The sequence below is a fragment of the Wukongibacter baidiensis genome, from assembly GCF_050888315.1.
Lineage (GTDB): Bacteria > Bacillota > Clostridia > Peptostreptococcales > Caminicellaceae > Wukongibacter > Wukongibacter baidiensis.
Genome location: NZ_CP138202.1, coordinates 4,282,240 through 4,296,535 on the forward strand (window position 1 = coordinate 4,282,240; position 14,296 = coordinate 4,296,535).

Sequence of the window (14,296 nt, forward strand, 5' to 3'; positions counted from 1 at the left end):
TCATCAGTCCAGAAAGCTTTGTGACCAGTTTCATCAAGGAAGGTTGATTCTAATGGAATACATTAAAATTCTAAAAGAATACATCGATACCTTTTTAAACTTCATATACCCCAGAAATATTTACTGCATAATATGTAACTCTTCTATAGAGAGAGAAGAAGAGTATTCGATTTGTGATGAATGCAAGGACAAATTAAAGTTCATATGGGAAAAGACCTGCGATAAGTGTGGAAAACCTCTAGATGAGCTATATCTAGCAGATAGGTGCCCCGAATGTATAGACAATTCCCATTATTACACAAAGGCCGTTTCTTGTATTGAATACGATGATTCAGCAAAAAAAACAATCTATGATTTAAAGTATCATAAAAAAAGATATATTGCCTATCATGTGGCTGAGATTATATACGATAGACTTATAGAAAGTGATATCCATGATTTCGATATAATTATACCAGTGCCCTTGCATAAAGCTAGACAGAGAGAAAGGTCTTTTAATCAAGCGGGTATTATCAGTAAATATATAGGGAAAATGATGAATATTGACGTGGACAATAGAAGTCTTATAAGATGCAGAAATACAATAACTCAAAACCAATTAACTAAGGAAGAAAGAAGAAAAAATCTTGAAGATGCCTTTGAAATAATTAATAATAATAATATAAGGGATAAAAATGTATTGCTTATAGACGACATCTATACCACTGGGTCAACGGTAAACCAGTGTAGCAAAGTATTGACTGAAAGTGGAGCTTTAAATGTATACGTAGCTACCTTTGCTACTGGTAGAAATTATTATTAATGAATAATAGGAGCTAAAAACTATTGACTTACAGAAGTATCTTTATGCTATAATATTTTAATAAGAGTATATAAAAGAACAGGGGGCGATTGCTTTTGAATATAAGAAACTGTAAAGAATGCGGTAAACTATTCCAGTACGATGGAATTAGTAAAATATGTTTTAGATGTAGAAAAAAGGATGACGAAGACTTTAGAAGGGTTAAGGACTACCTATATGAAAACCCAAAAGAGATCGTTACAGTAGTAGCGGAAGAAACTGAAGTTTCTGAAGATAAGATATTAAGATATCTTAGAGAAGGTAGATTAGAAATAGTAGGAGACAATCCAGGTATACTATTAGACTGTGAGTCGTGTGGTAAGGCAATTAGATCAGGAAGATACTGTGATCAATGTGCCCATGATATAGAAAGAGGCTTAAAATCTGGATTTGAAAGACAAGAAAAGTCAAGCAAAGATCGTTCTAAGAATAGGATGTACATAACTGAAATGAAAAAGAATAGAAAATAGATAAGTTTTTCTTAATAAAAACCTCATCCCTGCCGATAATATAATTAGTAATATTCGGTAGAGATGAGGTGTTTTTATGAAAATATTTAATAATCCTAATGTGCAAAAGGTTATGGGAGCTTATCAAAGTAAAACGGCAAAGACCCAAAAAAGTAAACAGGCGAGTGGAGCCAAGGATAAAATTGAATTTTCTTCTATGGCGAAGGACTTTCAAGTTGCTATGAATGCTTTTAAAAAACTTCCTGAGACAAGAGAAGCAAAAATAGGTGAAGTAAAGGCTGCTATAGCTTCTGGAACCTATAATCCATCAGCTGAGGAAGCTGTGGAGAAGATAGTTGAAGGCGTAAACTTTGATAAAAAAATATAGAAATGATTTGAAAATTAAAAGATTTAACAAAAAAGGCGTCTTACGACGCGTTCATCTAGAATGGGGGTCAATGACATGAGCAAATCTGTAGAGCAACTAATGATAGCCCTTAATAAAGAGTATGAGATGTACCAGGACGTGCTGGAAATAGCGAGAAAAAAAAGAAATGTAATAATTGAAGGCAAAATAAAGGAGCTTGACGGTATTACTGGTGAGGAACAAGCCATGATAATAAGTATAGGTAAGCTTGAAAATATAAGAGAAAGCATAATAAGAAACATAGTTAAGGAAATGAATGTCAGCGACATAAAAAATATTTCGATGCTCGCTGAGCATCTCGATGATAAGACAAAAAATGAAATACTAGCAATAAGAGACAAGTTTTCAGAGGTTTTAAAAATGGTAAAAGAAGAAAATGATTTAAATAGTAAGCTTATAGAGCAGTCACTTGAATATATAGAGTTTAACAAAAATATATTAACTACTTTAGAAAATAGAGGGAGCACCTATGGTTCTGATGCAGATGAAAGAGATGTTAATATAAAGAGTAATTTATTTGATGCGAAAATATAAAATGGGGGATTAAAAATGTCTACTTTTTTTGGATTTAATATAGCACGATCAGGTATCTTCGCTAGTCAAAGGGCGATGAATATAACTTCCCATAATATTGCCAACGCAAATACACCGGGATATACAAGACAAAGATTAGACATGGAGCAATCAAGTCCCATGTATTTACCAGGCGGGCAAGGGATGTTGGGAGCAGGAGTTGATACTGAAGGTATTAGCCAGCTTAGAAGTGAATTTTTGGATCTAAAACTTAGAAATGAACTTACAGGTTATGGTGAGTGGGAAACAAAATCAGAGACCTTAGCAACTATAGGAACAATACTTAATGAACCTTCTGATTCTGGAATTCAAACTGTTTTTAATGACTTCTTTTCATCACTACAGGAATTAGTTGATACACCAGAAAGTCTTACCACTAGAGCGTTAGTAAGAGAAAGTGCAGTAGCCTTTACTACACGTATAAATGGGATGGTTAATCAATTTGAAGATCTTCAAAGCAATATGGATTTTGAGGTAAGAGCCACAGTAGATCAGATTAATGGATATGGTGAACAAATTGCAAGTCTTAATGAGGCTATACATAAAGCTGAATTGGATGGAAGCAAGGCAAATGATCTGAGAGATCAGAGAAATTTACTTGTTGATAAGCTTTCGGAGCTTACGGATATAAATTATTATGAAGATGCGGAAAATAGATTTTATGTACTAATGAATGGAAAACCATTGGTATCGCATATAGAGAATAGTGAACTTGCTTATGTACAAAGAACTACTAAGCTACATGATCCCTATGATGCTAATGGACTTCATGATGTTCAGTGGGCTGATGGGTCGACTTTTAACCCTACCGGTGGAAAAATAAAGGGTTTAACAGATATGATAAACAATGACTCCGGTAATGATAAGGGGATACCATACTACGTAAAACAACTTAATGATTTTACTAGAACACTTGCTGATGAAATGAACAGAGTTCATAGATTAGGTTTTGATTTAGATGGTAATGCGGGTGGTGACTTTTTCACATTTGATCCTACAAATCCAGCTAAGAGCATTTCTATATCTGCAGCTATAGAGGGCGATCTAAATAAGATAGCAGCGTCAGAAACTGTTGGTGGGGTGCCTGGAGACGGTGGAAATGCCCTTGCAATGGCAGATGTGAGACACAACTCAGGTCTATTTGCGTGGGGGAGCCCAGAGGATTTCCTTAATTCTTTAATTTCAAACCTAGGCGTTGATGGACAAGAAGCTAACCGAATGGTGGAGAATCAAGAGGTTATGTTGAATCAGATTGAAACAAATAGACAATCAATATCAGGAGTTTCTATGGACGAAGAAATGACCAACATGATTCAATTTCAACATTCTTTTAATGCTAACTCTCGAATGATAACAACAATTGATGAAATGATAGAAACTATCATAAATAGAATGGGAGTAGTTGGTAGATAAGGTGAATAGCAATGTGTTAAGTGACTAGGAAGAAGATCGTACATACAACATATTTCAAGGCTGTAAAGGAGGTCCATAGAGAATGCGAGTAACTAACAACATGATTGCGTCAAATACACTAAGAAATCTAAATAGAAATCTGTCGCGTTTAGATAAAAGAAATACACAAATTTCTACTGGAAAAAGAATTAATAGCCCTTCTGATGATCCTATAGGGACATCGAGAGCTTTAAGGCTAAGATCAGATGTGTCGCAAATAGAACAATATGAAAGAAACACTAGTGCCGCGACATCGTGGCTAGATATTACGGAGTCAGCAACGACAGACTTGTACAATATACTTCATAAGGCTAAAGAGCTTACTGTTAAGGGAGCATCAGAAACCTATGCACCTGAGGATAGAAATACGATAGCAGATGAGATGGAACAATTAAAGCAACAGATAATACAGATAGGTAATAGTACATATACTGGCAGATATATATTTTCAGGTTTTCAAACTGATGAAAAAACTTTTAATGATGATGGCACATACAATATAGCCACTGCTCCAGTACAGCACAAAAAATATCAGGTAAGTGTGGGAGAGGAGATTGAAGTAGGAGTATTTGGAACTGAACTTTTTGGTAACCCCGTTGCCGGAAAAGCTGAAATGATCGATGATTTTGACAATGCAATTGCTGCCCTTAGGGCAGATGATACGGCTAATATTGCAGCATTTTCAACTAAAATTGATGGTCACCTTCATAATGTCTTAGCGGTGACATCAGAGATAGGAGCTAAGTCAAACAGATTAGAGTTGATACAAAATAGATTAGAAAAAAATAACTTGGACTTTACAGATTTACTTAGCGAAAATGAAGATGTGGATATGGCGGAAACTATCATGTACATGAAGATGGAAGAAAGTGTATACAGAGCATCCTTATCTGCGGGAGCTCAGGTTATTCAACCTACTCTCATAGACTTTATTAAGTAGATGTTTTTTGGCTAGGGGGGAGATTTATGGACTTAAAAATAACCATGAGACAGGGTCTCATTGGTTTGAATGTCAATCAAGGAACTATGAATATTGATTATGGCAAATCAAACTATAAAATGAAAACTAGAGATCCTAAGATAGACATGGAAATAACCCAACCAGAGGTTATGATAGATCAAACGATTCCCCTTGCAGAAATAGGCCTGAAAAAAGTGACCGAACTTATTAAAACGAGTGCACGGAATGGGAGACAGGAGTGTCTAGAGGGCATAGGAAAAATAGTTCAACAAGGGAATGAGTTGTCTAGAATTGATACCGGAGTTGATCCTATACCAAGCCAGGCTAAGTATAATGCCTTCGATCAGAAAATGAAAGAGGTTAATATAGATTTTATACCTAAAAGTAGGCCTGAAATAACCTTAAATGAAGGAAAAGTTGAAATCAACCTACAAGAAGGCGATGTTGATATAGAGAGTAAACCTCAAGATGTCCATTTGGATTTAAATAGAGCGAAGGTTGAAGTCTATATAAGACAAAAGCCTTTTATAGATATCGAATATATTGGAAACAGTTTAGACATGAGCATATGAATGGAGGAACATTATGAAGCTGAATACTAAACATTTTGGAGAAATAGAGATTAACGAGGAAAATATTATATCCTTTCCAGAAGGAATACCCGCATTTGAAAATGTAAAAAAGTATGTCATAATTCAAAATCCAAATCCGGAGCTGCCTTTTAACTGGCTTCAAGGAGTGGATGAACCAAATCTTACATTTGTTATAGTTAACCCTTTTTTATTCAAAGCAGACTATGAGTTTGACATTCCTCAGCCAACTATGGATTTTTTATCTATAGAAAAGCAAGAAGATATATTTATATGCTGTATAGTATCCGTACCTGAGAATATTGCAGATACTACTATGAATTTAGAAGCTCCTATTATTATAAATAATAAAAGTAATAAAGGGAAACAAATAGTATTAGATAATGGACAATATGACATAAGATATAAGATATTTAAAAAATTAGAATCTTAGGGTGGTAAACATGCTGGTTTTAACTAGAAAGATAGATGAAGGCATTAAAATAGGTAAGGATATAGAGGTAACTATATTAAGTATACAAGATGGAAAAGTAAAACTAGGTATATCTGCTCCAAAAGACGTAGAAATATATAGAAAAGAAATATACTTAAAAATCGCACAGCAGAATAAAAAAGCTTTAAATTCTAATATAGAATATGATAAATTAAATGAAATATTTCAAAAACAAATAATTGAGTAAGAGACAGAGGTATACTTGTCTCTTACTCAATTATTTGTTTTTTGTTATATAGAATAATTATATTTGGTTATTTAGCAAGATAAAAAAACAGAACTAGCTTAAGATAGCAAGACGATGCTAATCCATTATTAAAGAAGTTGTATAAAGCATGCTATCTAACTTATTGTTCTTCAAGATTTTATAAAATTCATTACCTAAAAAGCTATTATGATTAAAGGTTTTAGCATAAATTTGTATGATCTCAACAAGAAGATCTTCATCTAACTTTTTGTAATAAGCAGAAACACCCACTAAGAAAAATTTAAGTAAGCCATAGTTTAACGAAAGTAGAGAGTATGGCTTGAATATATCATTATTGCTATCGGATGGAAATAGTCTTATAAAAATATAATTAACTAAGTAGTTTTCAAAAATATGTCTGTATTCTAAAAGAGCATCTTTCAAATACTTATCATAGTTACATAGGTAAGCTTCTGACAAATCAGACCGATTTGGTTGTTCGTCAATACATAGTCCTTGTAAAAAAAGCTTATAGTATTTATCTAACCTTGGCAAACTGATTGATGATAAAGAAGCTTTTTTAGATAATATATTAAATAATATTTTTAGCTTACTATCTAATAAAGAATTATTCTTTTCATTGGAATCAAGTGTATGGGTTGTATTGATATACCTTGAAAATAAATCTATAACCTCTGATATGTTATCGATTTTATTATCATTTATACAATCGGATAAATTCTCAATAAAAAGTCCTAGTAGAATCATATTAGAATCTAAATCAAAATTTCTATTTTGTATTATATCAATGCATAAGCTTCTGATTTCCCATAAATATTTCATATAACTGTTTTCAAAAACAGGATTAGAATTTTCAATTAGAGCATTAAAAACCCCCATTCTTTTTGGTAGATAGGTATATTTACTAAAATCGTAGGAGTATTCAAAATCTATACCGTCTTTATTCAATAATACTAATCTTGCGACTTCAGGGCATGAAACAGAAGCTGCAATCTCTATGCTGTCATTAAATATATTAAAACTTCGAGGGTATGAATAACATGTGTTTGATAAAAACTCTTCACCTAGCTCCTTATGTATCATGCATAACTTGTCCTTATCAAAAAAAGGACATATATTAGATTTCATTTTTACCTTATATGAAGATTCTTTTTCAACTATGCTTTTATTTATTAGGCATGAAAGAGTTTCATGTTGTACACCTTGATATTTTTTATATGTATTAGTGTCGATATCTACATTCCAACCATAGCAGCAATTATCTTCACATGTAGGACCAATACAATTAAAATGGTTCATATATACTGGTTGAAGAATTTTTGTTTTTTCTGTTGAAGAATTCGGCATATATAATTTCCTCCTTAAAATCAATCCATTAAGAGAACTGCTAAGTTTTTTATATTATCCATTCTACAATCTTTCAACATTTTATAAACCTCATTGACAAATGAACTGTTATGATTAATCACCTTGGCATAGGATTGTATTACAGCAATAGCCATATCTTCCTCAATGCCTTTGTTAAATGAAGCAATGCCAGATAAATAGAATTTAAGCAAACTATAGTTTACTACCAGTAGAACATATGGTTTAAATATTTCATTGTTGCGGTCAAGAGGGAATAGGGTTCTAAAAATATAATTTACTAAATAGTTTTCTAGAATATGAGTATGATTGTCTGTAAAAGGTTTTAGATACTTATTATAAGATGAATTATAAGCTTCTAGAACATCTTTTATATCTTTACCTTTATAATAATTAAGGCCTTGCAAAAACTCTTTATAATAATTGTGAAAAGTGTATGATTTGTTTGCACTATATGCCTTTTTTGATAATATTTCAATCAAAATTTTAAACTTAATACTGTAAGAAAAATCGTCCTGTTTATAGAGCTTTGGAGTGTTCATATTAGAGATATATCCAGAGAAAAGATTTATAATATTTGGGATACTGTCAATTTTCTCGCTTTTAATAGCAGAATCAACTTTATCTAAGAATAACCCAAGTAAAACTAAACGCTGATCTAGACTTGTGTTCTGGTTTTGTAGTATATCAATACAAAAGTTCCGAAGGTTCCATAGATATTTAATGTAGCTATCATCATATTGGTCATCGTTAACATCGATTATATGAGTTATTGAATTTATCCTTTTAGGCAAATATTTATATCTGTCAAAAGCATCTGTATATTCAAAATCCAGACCTTGTTTTTGTGTGAGAGCTAACTTTGCTATTACAGGACATGAAACAGAAGCAGAAACTTCAACCGAGTCGTTTAATATATTAAAAGCCCTAGGATACACTGTACACGTATCACACAAAAAATCCTCTCCTAAATCTTTATGTATTATGCAAAGTTGATTTTCGTTTAGAAAAGGGCAATCGCCATTTTTATGAGTTATATGGTAAGAATTATTATCTTCGACTAAGTATAGTCGAAAAAGTTCTTTAAATTTGTCATTATTAGTAGAAATATATTTCTCGTAGCTATTTTTATCAACTTGAATCTTCCAACCATAGCAACAATTATCTTCACATGCAGGTCCTATACATGAAAAATTTGACATGTAAGATGGTTGAAATAAAAGCAATTTATTATAGTCAGCACTCATTAAAAATCACCCTAAACAATTTATTTATGTATATTACTATATATTAAATAGGACTATAATTCAATTGGAAAATGAGGACGTAGAATAAATATGAGTAAAAAGTAGGAGTTTTAAATAAATATGTTATGCGTTCTATTTTTATAATATAATAATAGAATAATAAAGATGTCGAAATATGAATTATGGAGAGAGTAAAAATGAAAGAAATATTTGAAAATAACATGGAAGTTCTTAAAAGAAAATACTTCAAAATATATAAAACAGTAGAGGAAATACAAGAACGAAAAATGGATATAGAAGTACTTACTTCAAAAGATAGTAATAAATATATGCAGATATCATTAAATGAAAGAAAAATCAACATAAATAGTAGATATAGACCTATAGAAGAAGCAGAAAAATGGGCTAATAACATAGAACTAGAAGATCATTCTCAAATTATTTTATTTGGTATAGGCCTTGGCTATAGAGTGCAAAAAATCATGAAGAAGATTGGAAAGACGAATAGACTTATAGTTATAGAGCCAAATGTAGAAATTTTTTTAACTGCCATTGAAAATGTAGATTTATCAGATGCGATATCAAAGGAAAATGTATTACTATTAATAGGGGAAGATGAATTTTACATAAAGAAGAAATTAGGTCAATATATATCCATGAGATATATTGATCAGTTATGTTTTGAATATATACCAAACTACAATATTATTTTTAATGAAGACTTTCAAAAGTATGAAAAGATATTAAAAGAAGAAATAAGAGACTTAGCTATCATTAAAAATACGGAAGAGAAGTTTAAAAAAATATGGTTTGAGAATTATGTGCAGAATTTAAAGTATGTTGTTAAAAGTATAAATGTAAAGGAATTTTCTAATAAATTTGAAAATATACCCGTAGTTATAGTTTCGGCGGGACCTTCTCTCAATAAAAATGTAAAGCTATTAAAAGAAATAAAGAATAGAGCTTTAATAGTTTGTGTAGGAACAGCAGTTAAGGTCTTGCTAAGGGAGGGCATAATACCAGATATAATAGCCACTTTAGACGGAGATATAAAAAACTATTACCATTTTAAGGACATAGATTATTATAATATTCCGATCTTATATAATCCGTCGGTCTGTCCAAGAATTCTACAAGAACATAAAGGTATGAAGATTGTTACCGGAGGTTCACATCCATACTTAGGAGAAGAGTTAAATAAATCACTAAAAGAAATAGAAATCTTAGAGGTTGGTGGAAGTGTAGCTCATTTAGCTTTTTCCTTTGCTAAAATAGTTGGAGCTGATCCGATAATATTTATAGGTCAGGATTTATCCTATGGTAATAACAATCAAACCCACGCAGAAGGCACTTCCTACTCTGAAGGTAAGCTAAACATTAATAAACTTAAGGAAAATGAACAATTATTAATTAAGGGAATATATGGGGATGAAGTATTAACGGATATAGCTTTTAATAAATTTCTAAGATGGTTTGAAAAGGAAATTAATTGCGACAAATCTAAAAGACTCTACATCAATGCTACGGAAGGTGGTGCACATATAGAAGGTACCCTTGTGAAAAGATTGAAAGAGGTCTTAGATGAACATTTGAAAAAGAGGGTTGATGTAAGCAAAATGATAAAAGAAATTTATAGCAAAAGAAAGGTTTTGAGTAAACAAGACTTTGATGCAGTTTTGAGAGACCTAGAAGAAATTTCTAATAAATTTAAAAGGTTAAGCTGTGATTTTGAAAATGCTGTAAAAAAATTAGGGACTATGGGAAGAAATGGAAAATGGATAAGTAAGGTTAATCAATCAATTCAAGAAATAGAAAAAGTAAAAAGAAAGTATAGTAAGGATATGGAAATAAATAAAATGTTAACGAATGTATTAAGTAAAGATTATCCTAAGGCTAATAGAATTCACTTTGAAGAAAGAGAAAAAGACCAACACAGGGTCTATATTGAGAAAGAATTAGAGTTTTTACAATATATCAAAACCGAAGCTAATTATATTGCAGACATAATTCACAGGTGTACACAAGAGTTGAAGTGATATATGTGTAATTGACATAGGAACTGTAACAAATGTTTTGAATTAAAAATCTCCAAGTATTGGTATGATATAATCTATTTACGAAATTGAAATGTAAGCTTATAAATACATAGTACAAATTTTTGTCAAAAAACAGAAAAAATCAAAAAAAAGACTTAAGTAGTAATTAAAGTTGTCGATATATATATTGAGAGGTAAAGAAACTTTGTACAAAGTTTAATTTCTATTTTGCATGGATGCAAAAAACAAAAATCAAGGAGGAAGAATAAATGAGAATTAATAATAACATAATGGCAATGAATGCCCACAATCAACTTAAGATGAACAACTTTAAGCAAGGAAAATCTATTGAAAAGTTAAGTTCAGGTCTTAGAATTAACAGAGCAGCAGACGATGCAGCAGGTCTAGCAGTTTCTGAAAAGATGAGAGGACAAATAAGAGGTATGTCACAAGCACAAAGAAATGCGCAGGATGGTATTTCACTTGTACAAACAATTGAAGGTGCGATGAACGAAGTTAGTGATATGTTAGTACGTATGAAGGAATTATCAGTTCAAAAGCAAAATGGAACATATCAAGCAACAGATACAGCAAATATCACATTAGAAATGAATTCCTTAGATGCTGAAATTGATAATATATTTGATAATACAAAGTTCAATGGGAAAAATGCCTTTGGAACTGCATTCAGTATAGTAATAGATGATGCTGCCTCTAAGTCCTTAAAGGTAAGTGTAGGTGATTTGGGAAGTCCTGCAAATGATAACGTTTCTGCTATAGAGGCAAAAATTGGTTCAGTAAGTTCAGCAAGAGCACAGCTTGGTGCATGGCAAAATAGACTTGAGCATACAGTAAACAACTTGGGAACAACAGTAGAAAACCTACAAGCGTCAGAATCAAGAATTAGAGATACAGATATGGCAGCGGAAATGATGAACTTTACTAAGTTCAACATATTACAACAGGCTTCACAATCAATGCTAGCGCAAGCTAATATGGCGCCACAGGGTGTACTTCAATTACTTGGATAGTAAATATATATAATTCACAGATACATATAGTGTAAGATAAAGACACTTTGTATAAATTTAGTTTTGCATGGATGCAGAAAACCAAAAATCAAGGAGGAAGAATAAATGAGAATTAATAACAACATAATGGCAATGAATGCCCACAATCAACTTAAGATGAACAACTTTAAGCAAGGAAAATCTATTGAAAAGTTAAGTTCAGGTCTTAGAATTAACAGAGCAGCAGACGATGCAGCAGGTCTAGCAGTTTCTGAAAAGATGAGAGGACAAATAAGAGGTCTTTCACAAGCACAAAGAAATGCACAGGATGGTATTTCTCTTGTACAAACAATTGAAGGTGCGATGAACGAAGTTAGTGATATGTTAGTACGTATGAAGGAATTATCAGTTCAAAAGCAAAATGGAACATATCAAGCAACAGATACAGCAAATATCACATTAGAAATGAATTCCTTAGATGCTGAAATTGATAATATATTTGATAATACAAAGTTCAATGGGAAAAATGCCTTTGGAACTGCATTCAGTATAGTAATAGATGATGCTGCCTCTAAGTCCTTAAAGGTAAGTGTAGGTGATTTGGGAAGTCCTGCAAATGATAACGTTTCTGCTATAGAGGCAAAAATTGGTTCAGTAAGTTCAGCAAGAGCACAGCTTGGTGCATGGCAAAATAGACTTGAGCATACAGTAAACAACTTGGGAACAACAGTAGAAAACCTACAAGCGTCAGAATCAAGAATTAGAGATACAGATATGGCAGCGGAAATGATGAACTTTACTAAGTTCAACATATTACAACAGGCTTCACAATCAATGCTAGCGCAAGCTAATATGGCGCCACAGGGTGTACTTCAATTACTTGGATAGTAAATATATATAATTCACAGATACATATAGTGTAAGATAAAGACACTTTGTATAAATTTAGTTTTGCATGGATGCAGAAAACCAAAAATCAAGGAGGAAGAATAAATGAGAATTAATAACAACATAATGGCAATGAATGCCCACAATCAACTTAAGATGAACAACTTTAAGCAAGGAAAATCTATTGAAAAGTTAAGTTCAGGTCTTAGAATTAACAGAGCAGCAGACGATGCAGCAGGTCTAGCAGTTTCTGAAAAGATGAGAGGACAAATAAGAGGTCTTTCACAAGCACAAAGAAATGCACAGGATGGTATTTCTCTTGTACAAACAATTGAAGGTGCGATGAACGAAGTTAGTGATATGTTAATACGTATGAAAGAATTATCAGTTCAAAAGCAAAATGGAACATATCAAGCAGCGGACACAAAAAACATTTCATTAGAATTAAGTTCTTTGGATGCTGAAATTGATAATATATTTGATAATACAAAGTTCAATGGAAAAAATGCCTTTGGAACTGCATTCAGTATAGTAATAGATGATGCTGCATCCAAGTCCTTAAAGGTAAGTGTAGGGGATATAGGAAAGCCTGCTGACCATACTGTTGCTAATATAGAGACAAAAATTGGTTCAGTAAGTTCAGCAAGAGCACAGCTTGGTGCATGGCAAAATAGACTTGAGCATACAGTAAACAACTTGGGAACAACAGTAGAAAACCTACAAGCGTCAGAATCAAGAATTAGAGATACAGATATGGCAGCTGAAATGATGAACTTTACTAAGTTCAACATATTACAACAGGCTTCGCAATCAATGCTAGCGCAAGCTAATATGGCGCCACAGGGTGTACTTCAATTACTTGGATAGTAAATATATATAATTCACAGAGACATATAGTGTAAGATAAAGACACTTTGTATAAATTTAATTTTGCATGGATGCAAAAAACAAAAATCAAGGAGGAAGAATAAATGAGAATTAATAATAACATAATGGCAATGAATGCCCACAATCAACTTAAGATGAACAACTTTAAGCAAGGAAAATCTATTGAAAAGTTAAGTTCAGGTCTTAGAATTAACAGAGCAGCAGACGATGCAGCAGGTCTAGCAGTTTCTGAAAAGATGAGAGGACAAATAAGAGGTCTTTCACAAGCACAAAGAAATGCACAGGATGGTATTTCTCTTGTACAAACAATTGAAGGTGCGATGAACGAAGTTAGTGATATGTTAATACGTATGAAAGAATTATCAGTTCAAAAGCAAAATGGAACATATCAAGCAGCGGACACAAAAAACATTTCATTAGAATTAAGTTCTTTGGATGCTGAAATTGATAATATATTTGATAATACAAAGTTCAATGGAAAAAATGCCTTTGGAACTGCATTCAGTATAGTAATAGATGATGCTGCATCCAAGTCCTTAAAGGTAAGTGTAGGGGATATAGGAAAGCCTGCTGACCATACTGTTGCTAATATAGAGACAAAAATTGGTTCAGTAAGTTCAGCAAGAGCACAGCTTGGTGCATGGCAAAATAGACTTGAGCATACAGTAAACAACTTAGGAACAACAGTAGAAAACTTACAAGCATCAGAATCAAGAATTAGAGATACAGATATGGCAGCTGAAATGATGAACTTTACTAAGTTCAACATATTACAACAGGCTTCACAATCAATGTTAGCACAAGCTAATATGGCGCCACAGGGTGTACTTCAATTACTTGGATAGGAAATATATAAAACAAAATATTT

The 14,296-nt window shown here is 32.2% G+C and carries 16 protein-coding genes; 14 read left to right on the forward strand and 2 right to left on the reverse strand.

The features are described from left to right. Positions 1 to 52 precede the first annotated feature (52 nt). From R9X47_RS19265 to csrA, 9 genes are all read left to right on the forward strand, one after another. Entirely contained in the window at positions 53 to 802 is a 750-nt protein-coding gene (locus tag R9X47_RS19265; protein WP_432662658.1) for a ComF family protein, read from the forward strand. 95 nt (positions 803 to 897) lie between these two features. Further along, positions 898 to 1,311 carry a TIGR03826 family flagellar region protein gene (locus R9X47_RS19270; protein WP_432662659.1) on the forward strand — a complete coding sequence of 138 codons (414 nt, stop codon included), beginning with the start codon at positions 898 to 900 and terminating at the stop codon, positions 1,309 to 1,311. A 76-nt stretch (positions 1,312 to 1,387) separates the two neighbouring features. After that, positions 1,388 to 1,678 (forward strand): flagellar biosynthesis anti-sigma factor FlgM, encoded by a 291-nt coding sequence (gene flgM, locus R9X47_RS19275; protein WP_432662660.1) that lies wholly within the window; start codon positions 1,388 to 1,390, stop codon positions 1,676 to 1,678. Between the two features lie 75 nt (positions 1,679 to 1,753). Continuing rightward, on the forward strand, positions 1,754 to 2,251 hold the full coding sequence (locus R9X47_RS19280; RefSeq protein ID WP_432662662.1) for a flagellar protein FlgN: 498 nt from the start codon (positions 1,754 to 1,756) through the stop codon (positions 2,249 to 2,251). Between the two features lie 15 nt (positions 2,252 to 2,266). Further along, positions 2,267 to 3,703, forward strand: coding sequence for a flagellar hook-associated protein FlgK (flgK, locus tag R9X47_RS19285; RefSeq protein ID WP_432662663.1), 1,437 nt, complete (start codon positions 2,267 to 2,269; stop codon positions 3,701 to 3,703). Between the two features lie 82 nt (positions 3,704 to 3,785). Next, complete coding sequence (gene flgL, locus R9X47_RS19290) at positions 3,786 to 4,682, forward strand: flagellar hook-associated protein FlgL (RefSeq protein WP_432662664.1); 897 nt, start codon at positions 3,786 to 3,788, stop codon at positions 4,680 to 4,682. A gap of 26 nt (positions 4,683 to 4,708) precedes the next feature. Further along, entirely contained in the window at positions 4,709 to 5,275 is a 567-nt protein-coding gene (locus R9X47_RS19295) for a DUF6470 family protein (protein ID WP_432662666.1), read from the forward strand. A gap of 13 nt (positions 5,276 to 5,288) precedes the next feature. After that, on the forward strand, positions 5,289 to 5,726 hold the full coding sequence (fliW, locus tag R9X47_RS19300) for a flagellar assembly protein FliW (RefSeq protein ID WP_432662667.1): 438 nt from the start codon (positions 5,289 to 5,291) through the stop codon (positions 5,724 to 5,726). A 10-nt stretch (positions 5,727 to 5,736) separates the two neighbouring features. Then, positions 5,737 to 5,973 carry a carbon storage regulator CsrA gene (gene csrA / locus R9X47_RS19305; protein WP_432662668.1) on the forward strand — a complete coding sequence of 79 codons (237 nt, stop codon included), beginning with the start codon at positions 5,737 to 5,739 and terminating at the stop codon, positions 5,971 to 5,973. A 117-nt stretch (positions 5,974 to 6,090) separates the two neighbouring features. Here the strand turns inward: csrA and fliB (R9X47_RS19310) are convergent, their stop codons facing one another. Together fliB (R9X47_RS19310) and fliB (R9X47_RS19315) are read right to left on the reverse strand one after the other, a co-directional pair. Continuing rightward, complete coding sequence (gene fliB / locus R9X47_RS19310; protein WP_432662669.1) at positions 6,091 to 7,341, reverse strand: flagellin lysine-N-methylase; 1,251 nt, start codon at positions 7,339 to 7,341, stop codon at positions 6,091 to 6,093. A 20-nt stretch (positions 7,342 to 7,361) separates the two neighbouring features. Beyond that, entirely contained in the window at positions 7,362 to 8,606 is a 1,245-nt protein-coding gene (gene fliB / locus R9X47_RS19315) for a flagellin lysine-N-methylase (protein WP_432662670.1), read from the reverse strand. 197 nt (positions 8,607 to 8,803) lie between these two features. On the opposite strand from fliB (R9X47_RS19315), the gene R9X47_RS19320 reads away from it, so the two are divergent. The 5 genes from R9X47_RS19320 (at position 8,804) to R9X47_RS19340 (ending at position 14,273) form a co-directional block, all read left to right on the forward strand. Next, on the forward strand, positions 8,804 to 10,642 hold the full coding sequence (locus R9X47_RS19320; RefSeq protein ID WP_432662672.1) for a motility associated factor glycosyltransferase family protein: 1,839 nt from the start codon (positions 8,804 to 8,806) through the stop codon (positions 10,640 to 10,642). Positions 10,643 to 10,911: 269 nt separating this feature from the next. Further along, on the forward strand, positions 10,912 to 11,673 hold the full coding sequence (locus tag R9X47_RS19325; protein ID WP_432662673.1) for a flagellin: 762 nt from the start codon (positions 10,912 to 10,914) through the stop codon (positions 11,671 to 11,673). A 105-nt stretch (positions 11,674 to 11,778) separates the two neighbouring features. Further along, positions 11,779 to 12,540 carry a flagellin gene (locus R9X47_RS19330; RefSeq protein ID WP_432662674.1) on the forward strand — a complete coding sequence of 254 codons (762 nt, stop codon included), beginning with the start codon at positions 11,779 to 11,781 and terminating at the stop codon, positions 12,538 to 12,540. A 105-nt stretch (positions 12,541 to 12,645) separates the two neighbouring features. After that, positions 12,646 to 13,407, forward strand: coding sequence for a flagellin (locus tag R9X47_RS19335; protein ID WP_432662676.1), 762 nt, complete (start codon positions 12,646 to 12,648; stop codon positions 13,405 to 13,407). 104 nt (positions 13,408 to 13,511) lie between these two features. After that, on the forward strand, positions 13,512 to 14,273 hold the full coding sequence (locus R9X47_RS19340; RefSeq protein WP_432662676.1) for a flagellin: 762 nt from the start codon (positions 13,512 to 13,514) through the stop codon (positions 14,271 to 14,273). The last annotated feature ends 23 nt before the right edge of the window (positions 14,274 to 14,296 follow it).

Excerpts from the sequence above, each read along its gene's own strand:
- R9X47_RS19265 (WP_432662658.1), top strand. The coding sequence starts at position 53 with ATGGAATACATTAAAATTCTAAAAGAATACATCGATACCTTTTTAAAC.
- R9X47_RS19280 (WP_432662662.1), top strand. The coding sequence starts at position 1,754 with ATGAGCAAATCTGTAGAGCAACTAATGATAGCCCTTAATAAAGAGTAT.
- R9X47_RS19325 (WP_432662673.1), top strand. The coding sequence starts at position 10,912 with ATGAGAATTAATAATAACATAATGGCAATGAATGCCCACAATCAACTT.
- R9X47_RS19330 (WP_432662674.1), top strand. The coding sequence starts at position 11,779 with ATGAGAATTAATAACAACATAATGGCAATGAATGCCCACAATCAACTT.
- R9X47_RS19295 (WP_432662666.1), top strand. The coding sequence starts at position 4,709 with ATGGACTTAAAAATAACCATGAGACAGGGTCTCATTGGTTTGAATGTC.
- fliB (WP_432662669.1), bottom strand. The coding sequence starts at position 7,341 with ATGCCGAATTCTTCAACAGAAAAAACAAAAATTCTTCAACCAGTATAT.
- R9X47_RS19335 (WP_432662676.1), top strand. The coding sequence starts at position 12,646 with ATGAGAATTAATAACAACATAATGGCAATGAATGCCCACAATCAACTT.
- csrA (WP_432662668.1), top strand. The coding sequence starts at position 5,737 with ATGCTGGTTTTAACTAGAAAGATAGATGAAGGCATTAAAATAGGTAAG.
- flgM (WP_432662660.1), top strand. The coding sequence starts at position 1,388 with ATGAAAATATTTAATAATCCTAATGTGCAAAAGGTTATGGGAGCTTAT.
- R9X47_RS19320 (WP_432662672.1), top strand. The coding sequence starts at position 8,804 with ATGAAAGAAATATTTGAAAATAACATGGAAGTTCTTAAAAGAAAATAC.
- fliW (WP_432662667.1), top strand. The coding sequence starts at position 5,289 with ATGAAGCTGAATACTAAACATTTTGGAGAAATAGAGATTAACGAGGAA.
- flgK (WP_432662663.1), top strand. The coding sequence starts at position 2,267 with ATGTCTACTTTTTTTGGATTTAATATAGCACGATCAGGTATCTTCGCT.
- fliB (WP_432662670.1), bottom strand. The coding sequence starts at position 8,606 with ATGAGTGCTGACTATAATAAATTGCTTTTATTTCAACCATCTTACATG.
- flgL (WP_432662664.1), top strand. The coding sequence starts at position 3,786 with ATGCGAGTAACTAACAACATGATTGCGTCAAATACACTAAGAAATCTA.
- R9X47_RS19340 (WP_432662676.1), top strand. The coding sequence starts at position 13,512 with ATGAGAATTAATAATAACATAATGGCAATGAATGCCCACAATCAACTT.